Below are 13,199 nucleotides of genomic sequence, written 5' to 3' on the forward strand. Positions count from 1 at the left end.
TAAGACTCAGGATTGTTCAGGCTGCACCGAAAAATTTTGAATTACGTCTAGCATTGGTAGGGGCTTACTATAAAGAAAGCCTTGAAGCATGTTACAACCATGACTGGTTAAAAAGTTCGCTTGTTCCTGTGTTTCAACGCCCTCAGCGCACACAGAGAAGTTTAAACTCTTAGCCATTTCAATAATGGTCTTAGTGATCGTTTCTGACTGCTTAGAATCCCCTATGTTATTGACAAAGCTTCGGTCTATTTTTAGGGTGTCTATATCAAACTGGGTTAGATAACTAAGTGACGAATACCCTGTTCCAAAATCATCGAGTGCGAGTTTACAACCTAGCTTTTTAAGGGAGGCAAAGAACGTATTAGCCACATTAAAGCTATTCATATAAGCTGATTCAGTAATCTCAATCTCTAAGTTTGACGCTGGAAGCCTACCGGTATTTAACTCATTGAGAATATATTGTGTGACATTGTGATTATTCAAGTCGTGAGTACTTAAGTTGACTGATATAGTGATATGACCACCGAAGGCTTTTAATAGCATGGGGGATTCATGGCTAAGTTGCTTTAATACCCAAAGACTTATTAGTGAAATCTTATCGGTTTGTTCTGCAATGGGAATAAACTCAGCGGGGGACACCTGTCCTAAGACCTCGTCTTGCCAACGAAGCAGAGTTTCAAGCCCAATGACGTTTTTGTCTGCATCTACCTTTGCTTGATAGCTGAGATAAAAAGCATCGTTTTCAAGTGCATCAGTGATTCGGGTGGAAATGAGCACTTTTCGCTGCGTATGCGCTAACATTTCATCAGTAAACCACACATATCTTGCTTTACCACTGTCTTTAGCTTTGTACATTGCAACATCAGCGTTAGTAATTAAATTGGTCGCGGCATAATTGCAATCACTGGCTAGCGCTAGTCCTATGCTGACACTTGAGTCTAGCCTTAGATGGTTGACAGTGTGAGACTTCGATACGGTATTCACAATCTTTCTAGCTATATCTTCGAGGTATGTGGGTGAGGCAAGGTCGGGAACGATAACGACAAACTCATCGCCGCCCAAACGTCCCAAAGTACAACTCTCACTGATTGCGTTTTCCATTAGTGAACTAATATGCAGAAGAAACCTATCCCCAGTATCGTGACCAAAAGAATCGTTAATTGATTTAAAACCATCTAAATCAATGAACAGCAAACCAAGTTCGCAATTGTTTTTTTGCGCTTTGGTGAGTTCACTTGATAAAAGCTTCATTAAGCACTGACGATTGGGAAGCCCTGTTAAGGCATCGAAATTGGCAAGTCGCTCCATCTGGGACTGTTGCTTTTGTAGCATGTCAGTTTTTTGCCGATTAGCTTCAGACTGCGCTTTGATGTTTGTCATCATATTATTAAAAGCGCGAGACAACGCGAGCATCTCTTTCTTATCACCTTCCTCTACTTTTGCATCATAAGTTTTATGATCTACCACGCTATCCATGGTTTCAATCAGTGTATTAAGAGGGCGCATTGCTTTACGTTGCGCACGAGCAGATATGATTAGTGATATTGCGATAAGAAAGGCTACGGAAGGCGTAACTAAAATTATATATCTTTGCCGGCTTGCTTTTAATGCTTCCTCAAGGTTAAACAGCAGTGCAAGTCTTCCCATTGGGTAAACGTCTTCGCCTATTGTTTTTACCATAATTACTTTGTTTGAGGCGCGATGTAAACCTAGAGGTAGACTTGCTATGTTTTTGTCAAAGTTAGCATCTCCAGGATACAGGTGACTGACTGTTTGGTTCTTACCAGGTCTGTCTTTAAAGCCGGCAGGGCCTACATATACATTTAAAAGCGAACCATCACTACTGAAAATATAAGCCGCCTCAGCATATTCATACTCATCTAGGCGAAGCAGAATTTCCGTTTGGTTAAAACTGCCGGCCGGCTCTTCGATATAGTCAATGAGATCGACGGCCATGTTAACGCCTAGCGCATCGACTTCCTCAGAGACAAACTCAATATAAAGCTTCTCATAGACATAAATAGACAGTCCGATAATAAGGGCACTAACTATTGATATAGACGCGAGTGTATTGAACGATATTTCTGACCTGAGACTTTTCAAAAAACGCTCTTTTAAGTTGAATGGACCGGCAGTAACGGCTTTGAAAAAACGTGGGAAAGCGTCGTCACTTATTAACCATCTTAGTATAGACGGTTTGCTACATTTCTTAATTAGTAATTAGATTGAAATTGAAAGAAGGGGCGGTGTCATGCTATTTAGATGTCTTTTGAACAAAAAATGCGCTGGTGGCTTAAGGGGTTTAGTGGTAGACTCAACGCGCAATTTGTAAGAGTAAACACCTACGTTCTTTTCTTGATGTCAAACACCAATAAGCCAAGTTGGCAATGGCGTGTCTCTTTAGGTTTTCCCAGTAATCTATAACCCCCCACGGTTAGCAATAAAGCACTAACGCTTATACCTTTGCGGTATGCAATTTTTTATAAATACCTATGACAGGAGTTTATTAATGTCATTTACCCAATTAGGGCTCGCTGAACCCTTGTTGAAAGCTATTCAAAAACGAGGATTTAGTACGCCATCACCGATCCAGGAAAAGGCAATACCAGAAGTATTGCAAGGAAAGGATGTGCTGGCGGCTGCGCAAACGGGAACGGGGAAAACCGCGGGATTCGGACTTCCTATTTTACAAAGATTAATGTCTGGCAAGCCAGTATCCGGTAATAATATTCGAGCGCTTATTTTAACACCTACTCGTGAGCTTGCTGCTCAGGTGGAAGAAAGTATTCGAGCGTTCAGTGAGTTTTTACCATTAAAAACGGCAGTAGTATTCGGCGGGGTAGGCATAAACCCCCAAATGATGAAGCTTCGTAAGGGCGTAGACGTATTAATCGCTACGCCTGGTCGACTACTCGATTTGTATCAACAAAACGCTGTGAAGTTTTCTCAGCTTGAAGTGTTGGTATTGGATGAAGCCGACAGAATGCTTGATATGGGTTTTATCCACGATATTAAAAAGGTATTGAAGCTATTGCCGCAAGAGCGTCAGAGCCTGCTTTTTTCAGCTACGTTTTCTGATGAAATTACGGCGCTTGCGAAAACGATAACCCGTGATCCTGTAAGTATTTCGACTGCCCCTGCCAATACTACGGTGGACGCGGTTGAGCAGCACTTAGTGACCATTGATAAGTCTAAAAAAACTACTGCCCTGATTTGTTTGATTAAACAGCAAAAGTGGCAGCAGGTATTAGTTTTCAGCCGCACCAAGCATGGCGCTAACCGAATTGCGGAAAAGCTGACTCGCTCCAAAATTCCAAGTGCAGCTATTCATGGAAATAAAAGTCAGGGAGCAAGAACTAAGGCCCTTACCGATTTTAAAAATGGCGAGATTAAAGTTCTGGTTGCTACCGATATCGCTGCTCGCGGTATAGATATCAGCGAACTGCCGATAGTTGTAAACCTAGATTTGCCGAACACAGCGGCCGACTACGTTCACAGAATTGGTCGTACCGGGCGCGCTGGCGCGAGCGGTCAAGCTTGGTCATTCGCTTGTGCCGAAGAGTTACAAAACCTAAAAGATATTGAAACGCTTATTCAAAAGCTGCTCCCTCGTGAAACCCTTGAAGGTTTTGAGCCACAGCAGGCCGTACCTGCTACCACGCTTTCTAAGCCAAAAAAGCCCAAAAAACCGAAAAAGCCAAAGGCATCACAAGGCGATAGCGGCGCAGGCAAATCAACTGGCGGTAATAAGAATGCGGGTCAACGACAGGGCAACCGTAGTGGAAATGGTGGCTCTCACGGGGGCAAGCCAAACTCACGCAACGGTGGCGGCGGTAAGCCTGCAGGACAAAGACATTCAGGAAGCGAAGGTAATGCTGCTAGACGACCGGCTAAACGTAGAAATAGTCCGTCCAATGGTTCGACTAATAATAGGGCCGCAAACAGCGCAAAAGCATAAATAGCTATATTATTTATAAAGGGCCTTTTTTATAAAGGCCCTTTTTAATGCTCGGCAAAAAATAAAAACTAATGTTTTAGTTATGTTCCCAAGAAAACGGGTTGTAGTGGCGCAGCGCTGGCGTGGTGTTTACTCCGTTGCTATTCTCAGCGTCTAGCGTGAGCTCAGCTCGCTTAATGAGTGTCTGTTGTAGCTCAGTACGAAAGCCTTTTATTTCTTTCCATAGCTGGTTAAGCTCTTGTGGAGTATCGCCTTGTAAATCTTGAGCAAGCAGCGGCCCAAGCTTGTCATACGCGCTTTGAAGCCTAAGTGCCTGTTCTTTGTTATAGGCAGCTTCTTCATCTGTGGCTTTCCAATTAATGAAAGGGGCTTTTTGCGAAGCTGTCATAGCAGGAAAACGGGAAAAGTACGTTATGTACTCTGATAAAGGGATGCTATCGGCCCGCCCCCAAATATCCATCGTCGTTCTGTTTAACAAAGCACTGGTGTTAGGTTCCACCACCATCACCGTTGGCGTGGCGTAGTAAATCGGATAGTTGAATCGTTCAGTTATATTTCTTTTGTCTTCAAGCGTGCCTACGTCAACAAATACAGTTTCATAATGGGCGCGTAAAATAAGGTCCATTTCCTTTGTTGCAAAGCGCTCAGCTAAGCCTGTGCTGTCGTGACACCATTGGGCGCCCAGTACTACTAAAAGCAGTTTGCTTTGCTCCACCGCTCGTTGCTGTGCGTTAACCACGTCTTGATAAGGTGACGAAGAAGGGGCGTAAGCATAAGGGTTTTCATTCTGGGTGATGACACAGCCATTTAGGATAGAGAATGCGGCTATAAAAGTAGCTATGGTTAAGCTTTGCTTAATTAACTGGGCTTGATGTTTAAAGATGGTGTTCTGCATACAATGGTCAAATTAATAGTTAAATCAACAACAATGTAGCATATAAAGTAAAGGGAAAAGCGGTAATTGACCGTAGTAAACTACCGCTTTAGCAGGTCGGTTTAAACTGACACAGGGATCAGCTTCATGTTGATATTCCCAACACCCTCGAAAGTGACTGTAGATGTAGCACCAGAGACTGTGTCATGTACGCCTGTAATAGCGCCAGAGCAAATCATACAGCCTTTTGGAAGAGTAATATTCCGCGCTGCTGCTTGGTCAATTAGATAAGCAACAGCTGCCATAGGCCCGCGCAATACATTGTTTGATGGTGCAGTGTTGATGTGTTCTTTATTAATGAACACAGATGTCTGCATTTTCTCAATCACTGTATCCCACGACGCTATAGGCGCGCCAATTACCATACCTTGGTTTACGCCAAAGTCGCTGATTATGGCAGTGGGGCCATAGCTATTTAAATCAATTACCGGGCTACTGGCTATCTCCACACCAGCATACACAGCTTTGATAAGGTGCTTTAATGGTCCCTTGGTATCAACTGAGCCGGGCGTAATCTCTTCTGCCAGTTCAAATACCAATTCGGCTTCAACAGCAACCATACCACCTGCGTAGACTTCTAGCTCGACGAATTCATCGTCTGCGTGAGGACGACCAATGAAATGGGTAACCTTTTTGAAAATTGGGCCCATCAAGCGCTCAGCGCCCATCTGTTCGCGAAGCTCAGGGATCACCATTCCTACTTTCCAGCCGGTGATCTCGTCGTTCCATTGTGCAAGTGACATGTCTTGAACGCGGTAAGCCGCGTCCAGTGTTGTCGGCACATCGCCTGGAAAAGTTTCCAGTACACTGGCTTGCTTGCGCGCGTTAACCAGGGTAGACGATAGCGTTTTCAGGGCGTCTTCTGTAAGTGGTTTATCAGGAAACATCGTAACGATTAAATCCCTAGCGCCTGACCGCCACCAATTTGAACGGTTTCTGCAGTAATAAATGATGCATCTTCACTCACTAAGAAAGACACTACAGATGCGACTTCTTCAGGCTGCCCTAGGCGACCAAGCATGATATTGTCTTTCCAAGAAGCAAATACTTCAGGCTTAGTCGCTTTAATTTGCGCATGGAAAGGCGTATCAATAGTACCTGGAGAAACGGCATTTACACGAATGCCGGCAGGAGCTAGTTCTTTGGCAAGAGCGCGGGTCAGCGTATGTACCGCACCTTTTGAAACACCGTAGATGCCAGCGCCAGGGCCGCCAGCGTTCCAACCTGCATTAGATGTATAATTTACAATAGAGCCGCTGTCAGATTTCTTTAAGTAAGGGATAGCTGCACGAGAAACGAAGAACGCACTATCAAGGTTAAGTGCCATAACAAAGCGGTAAAACTCCGTTGTCATCTCTTCCATTGGGCTGCGCCCGCCAAGGCCGCCGGCGTTATTAATGACGGCGTCGATCTTACCGTATTTGTCGCCAATTGCTTTTACGTTTTTATCAACCGCTTCATCGCTTGTAACGTCAAAGCCATAGTATTCTGCTTCAATACCTAATTCGCTAAGCTCTTTTACGCGCTCTGCGCCTTTATCGTCTTCAATGCCATTTAAAACAACAATGAAACCGTCTTGGCCAAGTCGTTTAGCAACTTCGAATCCGATGCCGCCTGTTGCTCCAGTTACCAGTGCTACTTTCTTCGTCATAACAATAACTCTTTGTGTTGTATTACATTGTGTAAAGCCAATCTTAGGTTAATAAAATTAATTGGTCTACCTGTTTTGTGTGTTTTTTGTCATTGTTATAATAATTTTTCTCTGGTCGTGTAATTTCTTTTATCTTTTAATTTTGTTAAGTTTATAAAAATAAAAGAAATTATTATTTTTTTGGAAGGGGCTCAGAAGGGCGCCGGTAAGAGCAAGAATAAAGACGAAAACGTAGACGATACTATGTTTATTGGTAAGTCCAATTTGTGTTTTTCGGCAGTTTATAAAAATGGTTATCGGATACTGATAGTAGGAATAGTAAGGCGTACCACAGTGCCTAGTGGGTTATCTCGACTGATGTTGAGCGTTCCATCTATCAGCTTAGCGCGTTCTTTCATAGAAAGCAGGCCGAGTGTGGGCTTAAAGTTAACTGAATTCACGGTTGCTTCTGGTATACCCTCTCCATCATCCGCTACAGTGAAGGTAGTATTTTGCGGCTCATAGGAGATATCTATAGAGAGGGTCTTCGCGTCAGCGTGCTTGATGCTATTGGTTACCGCCTCCTGAACTATTCGATAGATGTGTATTTTCTGCTCAGGTTCAAATTCAATAGGTGTGCCGAGAATATTAAACGAAAAGTCTATATTCGCTCGGTCAAGCGTAGTCACGATGTCGGAACCTTGAATCACGTTCTCAATGGGAAGAGTGTCAATGCCAGGCGGTCGTAAACCGCCTAGGCTCTTTTTCATTGCCTGGTACAAAGCATCTATTTTGCTAATTAATATGTCGTAGTCTTTGGTTGTGTCAATCCGTTTTGACTAAAGTGTCGTCATAAATGACATCAGAAACATCTAAGTATCCCGTTTCTAGCGCAATGCGTAGTAAGCCAAATTGAGAAGTAACATTCAGCTTTTTGTAGATGTTAGTTCTGTGAACCATAACTGTCTTTGGCGCTGTCTCTATGTAATAGGCAATTTGCTTAGGTTGAAAACCTTTAGCTAGTAGTAAAAAAACTTCCTTTTCTCTTTCTGTAAGAATGGAAGTCAAACGCTTATCGCCAAACGCTAATTTTTTACTGATATCTGAGCTTAGGTAATTCTCGTCTTTTTCTAGCGACTCAAGGGCGTCCATTAACTCTTTTGTTGCAGCACTTTTTGTAACGTAGCCATCGGCGCCAAGCTCAAGCGCTTTACTAATATAACCCACGTGATCGTACATGCTAAGCATCAAGCACTTCACAAAGGGGGCCTCTTTCTTAATTTTGATAAGCGTGTCGAAACCACTTTCTTGTGCTAAAGAAATGTCCAAAACTGCTACATCTATGTCATCTAAAGATGCGAAAGAGGGGAGTGCGCTTAATGAGCTTACAGCGTAAACGACGTGCCAGCCATACTCTTGTTCTATGAGAGTTTTAATGCCGTCCCTTACAATCTCATGGTCATCAATGAGGAGTATGTGCATGGAAAAATTAATCTGTTTCTTAATGCATCAAGTGTACGTTGTAATTGGCTTATAGGAAATAAGCCGATGGCTTAGAATAGCTGCTTGCTCTAATTTCTACATAAAAAAGCCGGCCTGTCCCTGGCCGGCAATGACTTAAGTTTTTACAGCAGTTTAATTGCTAAATATCACTTTGCGTGCAATAGCAAACACGGTATTAAAGGTTGACCGTCACTGGCGCTGAGCATGCAGACGTTTCATCACACACCATATAGGTATATTCACCAGGTTGAACGCCACGACTTCTATCGCGATAACGACCTGTATTGCTAACTTCTTCAAGTAGCTCACCATTACGATAAATCATCACAGTATCAGCCATTGAGCCGCTGTAAGATAAATCTACACGTAGTGATCCGAAGCGAGAAAGCATGGCGCGGTCAATTTCGGCGACAATATTGCTATCTGAAACCGACACTGTCTCTGTCGAAACGTCAGTTTGACCTTCCGAGTCAGTAACCGTAAGGGTTACATCATAGGCACCTGTACTTGCATATACATGGGTTGGGTTTTCTTCCGTTGAAGTCGCACCATCGCCAAAGTCCCAGCTGTAGCTAACAATATCGTCATTAATGTCATTACTATTGTTAGTAAAGCTCACTGATAGACCTGAAGCGTCATAAGTGAACGCAGAGTTTGGCGGTGTTGGCCCTACTTCACCAATACCGGTAACTACCAAGCTCCATGTATTTACAGTACCGTTATCTCCGTTAAAGGTATCGAGCACATTTAACGTCCAATCGCCAGTAGCCACTTCGCCGTTAAAGGCATCAGTGTTATAGCTTTCAACGATATCATCTGTACCGCCACCTTGGTTCTGACGCAGAACGGTAGTTGTACCCTGAGGGGAAGTAAGTGATAGCACCAAGTCTCCGCTATACGTATGCGTGATATCTACCGACGTCTGCATACCAAACACCGTCAGGTCATCGGGCACGTTAATAACGAGGTCAACGCCCACATCATCTGGGTCTTCTTCATTAGGTAGAGTAGGTACAGCATCGCCTGAATACGCGTAAGGGAATTCATTTAGCCCTTGCGGGTAAACGTAAAGGTTAGCAGATTTAGATTTCTCAATTTCGCCACTTACACCGTTCACCGTAAAGCTATAAGCGCCCCAAGGGGTATCTTCAGAGGTTTCTACCGTAAGCGTAACAGTGTCGCCAGGCATTGCAGTGCTGGCACTCAAATAAGCAATGTCACTTTCTTCGGCGAGAGAAAGCTGTACTTCTTCTTCGTAGCCAGCAATTGAGCCAACTTCAATAGTGAAGGTATAAGCTTCACCCGCTTCAATTTCAGCTGAACCTGGAGTAATGCCCAGTTTAAAGCCAGGGGTTGGGTCGGCTTCTTCTAACGCATTTAGCACATTAAGACGGTTGCCTGAAACAGTGCGCCCATCAGCCCAAAGACTAGTTTCGCCAGTAGTCATTAACAATTCTTTCATTTCTGATGGCGTAAGCTCTGGGTTTAATGACCATACAAGGGCCGCTGCACCCGCAACGTGTGGCGTTGCCATTGATGTACCAGAGTATGAGGCGTAGCCGTCACCCGGTATGGTCGATAAAATTGCAGTACCTGGCGCTGCAATATCTACTGTTTCTATACCGTATGAATAACCGCTATCGCCGTCAGTTCGAGTGTGGCTTGCTACCGCAAGTAGGCTGTTTGTTGTAGTGACATAGTTAGATGGGTAGTTGTCGACATTATCGTTATCTGAGCCAGAGTTACCCGCCGCAGCAACAAACAAAATCCCAGCTTGGCCTGCCACTTCAATAGCCGTTTCCAGCGCTTCGCTGTAGCCGCCGCCGCCCCAGCTGTTATTGGTGGCCTTTACGTTAACACCACGGTTTTCTTTTAGATCGGTGAAGTAATCAATGCACTCGATAGCCCCAGCCGTTGAACCCGTTCCATCTGCACCGAGGAATTTGCAGGCAGCGATAGATACGTCGTGGTTTACGCCCACTACACCTATACCGTTTCCGCCCACAGCACCAATCGTCCCTGCTACATGGGTACCATGAGAGTCATCGTCCATAGGGTCGGTATCACCGTTTGCAGTATCAATACCGTAAACGTCGTCAATGTAGCCGTTGCCATCGTCATCAATGCCATTGCCTGCGATTTCACCTGGATTTACCCATGCGTTATCTGCCAGGTCTTCATGGTTGTAGTCCACGCCAGTATCGATAACGCCGATCACGACATCACTATCACCTGTTGTAATATCCCATGCCTCTGGCGCATCGATATCTACATCATCAGTACCGCCCGCTTGGCCGGTATTGTTCAAGCCCCACAAGTCACCGTAAGACGGGTCATTAGGGACTAACGCTTTGCGATATAAAAAGTTTGGTTCGGCAATTTTAATCGCGGGATTTGTCTTTAAGATTTCAATGGCATCTTTAACCGATTTGCCACGAAGTTGAAGTTTGGCAATACGTCCGTTTAAAAGGTTAGCAAAACGGTCATCTACTTCATCGCGGTTAGCGTCGCTAATTCGTGCGCCCACAGAGGAGCGGGCGCGCATTTTTTCTGCTTTGCTCACGTTTTCTTTGTACACAACAATAACGCTGTCATCGAAAATTTCGGCTTTCGCGGCGTGTGCGTGGCTAGAAGCCATTAGCGGAAGTAGGGCTAATGACAGTGCTGAAAGGCCTGTTTTAAAAGGCGTTGTTTTCATAATTAGATTCCATAATTAGCAATAATGCTTTAATCACGAAACCTTCTCATTCGGTCTGATGTAACTAACGATTAAAACTTATAACTCAATTTTGAAAACCTGCCACCTTTAACGCAAAAATAAGTACAAAAATACAACTTAACCACTAGGGCGCGAATACAAATGGAAGGTGAAGTGGTACTTAATTATTAGTCTGCGTGTTCGAAGTAGGCCTTGTTTTCCGAAAACGCCGAGAGGTCTTACCAATAGTCTTTTTGAGTGTCATTTTTTGAACAAAACTAGCACTAAGGTATGAGCTTTAACCGCAAGACTACTGGTTAAAACCGAATTGACGTTATATCGAATGAAATAAATACAACTTAATGGTGATGGATTCTCACGCTTTTAAGGCGTTTTATAGAGGGGTCACCTTTGTTGTTAATCAAGGAAGCCGTCGTTCTCATGGACAAGAAACTAAAGGTTAAAAAGTACCAATGCGCTAAAAACGTAGGAGCAATAAAAGCCGCTGCGTTTATAGCTTTAACGGCATGTGGTCTTCTAACCATCAACTCTCCTGTCTATGCCCAACAGTCCGACTTATCAACAAGCTCCGACATGGTGGAATCTTCTCTTTCAATGAGTCTGAATGCTCAAGCTATAACGATAGATGATGAAACGGTCTTCATTGCTGTCAGTCAGTTTGGGCTGAATAACATAACTAACATTATCCAAAGCGGCAACGGCGCCAACCTATCTAATGTTGTTCAAAACGGTAGTAATAACGAAGCAGTCATCACTCAACTTGGTGAAGGTAATGTTGTGAATTTACTGCAGCAAAACAACAACAACTATTTCGAAATAATTCAAGATGGGTTCGACAATGTTGCCAATGTCAATCAATTAGGTGAGCAGTCTTTTACTGTTCATCAAATAGGGAACGAAATGGTAATTAACATCACGCAATACCAAGAATGATGTGATTGCCATAGGGAGACAAACGTGAAAATGAAAAAAACAAAAATAGCGAGTGCATTGCTTTTAGTAGCAGCGTCAGGGTGGGCGTCAGCTCAGGAAGTTCCTGTAACTAAAGCAGTCGACTTTAACGCCACAGCGGATTTTGTAGCCGCGGCAGAAGGTAATGAAATCACGCTAACCCAAACGGCACCAGAGGGAAATGAAGTAGGTAATGAGTCAGTTTTAAGCCAGGAAGGTGACCTAAACGCGATTGTTGTAGAGGTAACTGGTGACGCGAACGAAGTGCTTGCATCGCAAATGCAATCAGGCAATACCTTCTATGCAAGTGTTACTGGCAACGGCAATTTCTTGGAGTCAGAGCAAGACAGCTTAAGTAGCACAGCAGATTTTGTAGTTGAAGGCGACGACAATACCGTCTCTCTTGTTCAATTGGGTGACGGCGGTCCCTTAGGCTTTATCTTTAATCGCTCAATTAATAGTATTGTGGGTAGCGGCAACATGCTATCAGTGTATCAAGGCGATGGTGGTAATTGGGCTAACAATGCTATTACAGGTAACGATAACACGATTTTTGTAGATCAGAGCGGTGACTGGCACGAATCATATGTTCGTGAACTGAGCGGCGATGCTAACGTAATTGATGTTATTCAGGACGGTTACTACAACATTTCAGATTTGACCGTAATTGGCTCAGATAATGAAGTTGAAATTGACCAAGATGGCGACCAGAACGTTATAGGTTGGACCATGGTTGGTGACGGTAATGTGCTTGAGTTTGAACAAGACGGCGACGGCAATGAAATTACCACAGGCGTGTTCGAAGGTTCGGGCAACGAAGTCAACATTGACCAAATTGGCGATGTAAACCTTGCTACGGTAGAAACCGTCGGTGGGCAAGCGAATACTTTCGAAATTAACCAAGTTGGCGAGGGAAACACCGCTTACGCAGGGGTGATTGGTTTATTCAATGAGTTCGATTTAACCCAGGTGGGTGATGCCAACGAAATCAGCACAGTAAACTTTGATGGCATTTTAAACACCGTTGAAATTGAACAAGATGGCGATGCGAACTTGGCATTAGCTCAAGCCGGCATTGGTGATGCAACTTACTATGCGGATGGCAATATCATCGAAATGTCACAAGAGGGCATAGAAAACACTGCATCTGTTGAGTTGGCTAGTAATGTCACTTCAAGTTACAACGAAATTATGGTTGCGCAAACGGGCGAGCTAAACTTGCTCGATTTGCTCGTTAACGGTAATGACAATGTAATTAGTGTAATGCAAGAAGGCGTTGGAAACTGGGTAACGGACGATTTAGGTGGTCAGTTCGTTATTTCAGGTGATATGAATACCTTTGAAGTAACGCAAATGGGTAACGACAATCTTGTTACGGGTAGTATAACTGGCAATGGCGGCACGGTAAGTGTTACGCAAGTTGGTGATTACAACGTAGCGACCGTCGTTCAAATGTAACTGTACTAAAATACAAAGTGAATAGCCGGGCGTTAGCCCGGCTCAA

At 43.9% G+C, this 13,199-nt stretch carries 10 protein-coding genes; 3 read left to right on the forward strand and 7 right to left on the reverse strand.

Features of this window, described 5'->3' with window-relative positions; all coding sequences use genetic code 11:
* Positions 1-6: 6 nt before the first annotated feature.
* Entirely contained in the window at positions 7-2,103 is a 2,097-nt protein-coding gene (locus D1814_RS11155; protein ID WP_118492254.1) for an EAL domain-containing protein, read from the reverse strand.
* Positions 2,104-2,509: 406 nt separating this feature from the next.
* Between D1814_RS11155 and D1814_RS11160 the strand changes: the two genes are divergently transcribed.
* Positions 2,510-3,958, forward strand: coding sequence for a DEAD/DEAH box helicase (locus D1814_RS11160; RefSeq protein WP_118492256.1), 1,449 nt, complete (start codon positions 2,510-2,512; stop codon positions 3,956-3,958).
* Positions 3,959-4,034: 76 nt separating this feature from the next.
* On the opposite strand, the gene D1814_RS11165 is transcribed toward D1814_RS11160, so the two are convergent.
* The 6 genes from D1814_RS11165 to D1814_RS11190 all read right to left on the reverse strand — a co-directional run bounded on the left by D1814_RS11165 (position 4,035) and on the right by D1814_RS11190 (position 10,723).
* Entirely contained in the window at positions 4,035-4,853 is an 819-nt protein-coding gene (locus D1814_RS11165; protein WP_118492258.1) for a thioredoxin family protein, read from the reverse strand.
* A 101-nt stretch (positions 4,854-4,954) separates the two neighbouring features.
* Positions 4,955-5,779, reverse strand: coding sequence for a 2-keto-4-pentenoate hydratase (locus D1814_RS11170; protein ID WP_232368863.1), 825 nt, complete (start codon positions 5,777-5,779; stop codon positions 4,955-4,957).
* An 8-nt stretch (positions 5,780-5,787) separates the two neighbouring features.
* On the reverse strand, positions 5,788-6,543 hold the full coding sequence (locus D1814_RS11175) for an SDR family NAD(P)-dependent oxidoreductase (RefSeq protein WP_118492260.1): 756 nt from the start codon (positions 6,541-6,543) through the stop codon (positions 5,788-5,790).
* Between the two features lie 293 nt (positions 6,544-6,836).
* Complete coding sequence (locus D1814_RS11180) at positions 6,837-7,292, reverse strand: sensor histidine kinase (protein WP_118492263.1); 456 nt, start codon at positions 7,290-7,292, stop codon at positions 6,837-6,839.
* A 55-nt stretch (positions 7,293-7,347) separates the two neighbouring features.
* Positions 7,348-8,004, reverse strand: a complete 657-nt coding sequence (locus tag D1814_RS11185) for a response regulator transcription factor (protein ID WP_118492265.1) — start codon at positions 8,002-8,004, stop codon at positions 7,348-7,350.
* 196 nt (positions 8,005-8,200) lie between these two features.
* On the reverse strand, positions 8,201-10,723 hold the full coding sequence (locus D1814_RS11190) for a S8 family serine peptidase (protein ID WP_118492267.1): 2,523 nt from the start codon (positions 10,721-10,723) through the stop codon (positions 8,201-8,203).
* 441 nt (positions 10,724-11,164) lie between these two features.
* Between D1814_RS11190 and D1814_RS11195 the strand changes: the two genes are divergently transcribed.
* Positions 11,165-11,677, forward strand: a complete 513-nt coding sequence (locus D1814_RS11195; protein WP_118492269.1) for a curlin subunit CsgB — start codon at positions 11,165-11,167, stop codon at positions 11,675-11,677.
* 30 nt (positions 11,678-11,707) lie between these two features.
* Positions 11,708-13,153, forward strand: coding sequence for a curlin (locus D1814_RS11200; protein WP_118495370.1), 1,446 nt, complete (start codon positions 11,708-11,710; stop codon positions 13,151-13,153).
* The last annotated feature ends 46 nt before the right edge of the window (positions 13,154-13,199 follow it).

This window comes from Alteromonas sp. BL110 (assembly GCF_003443615.1).
Classification (GTDB): Bacteria; Pseudomonadota; Gammaproteobacteria; order Enterobacterales; family Alteromonadaceae; genus Alteromonas.

Coding starts and splice junctions, on each gene's coding strand:
- D1814_RS11160 (WP_118492256.1), top strand. CDS start 2,510: ATGTCATTTACCCAATTAGGGCTCGCTGAACCCTTGTTGAAAGCTATT.
- D1814_RS11165 (WP_118492258.1), bottom strand. CDS start 4,853: ATGCAGAACACCATCTTTAAACATCAAGCCCAGTTAATTAAGCAAAGC.
- D1814_RS11170 (WP_232368863.1), bottom strand. CDS start 5,779: ATGTTTCCTGATAAACCACTTACAGAAGACGCCCTGAAAACGCTATCG.
- D1814_RS11175 (WP_118492260.1), bottom strand. CDS start 6,543: ATGACGAAGAAAGTAGCACTGGTAACTGGAGCAACAGGCGGCATCGGA.
- D1814_RS11180 (WP_118492263.1), bottom strand. CDS start 7,292: ATGAAAAAGAGCCTAGGCGGTTTACGACCGCCTGGCATTGACACTCTT.
- D1814_RS11185 (WP_118492265.1), bottom strand. CDS start 8,004: ATGCACATACTCCTCATTGATGACCATGAGATTGTAAGGGACGGCATT.
- D1814_RS11190 (WP_118492267.1), bottom strand. CDS start 10,723: ATGAAAACAACGCCTTTTAAAACAGGCCTTTCAGCACTGTCATTAGCC.
- D1814_RS11195 (WP_118492269.1), top strand. CDS start 11,165: ATGGACAAGAAACTAAAGGTTAAAAAGTACCAATGCGCTAAAAACGTA.
- D1814_RS11200 (WP_118495370.1), top strand. CDS start 11,708: ATGAAAAAAACAAAAATAGCGAGTGCATTGCTTTTAGTAGCAGCGTCA.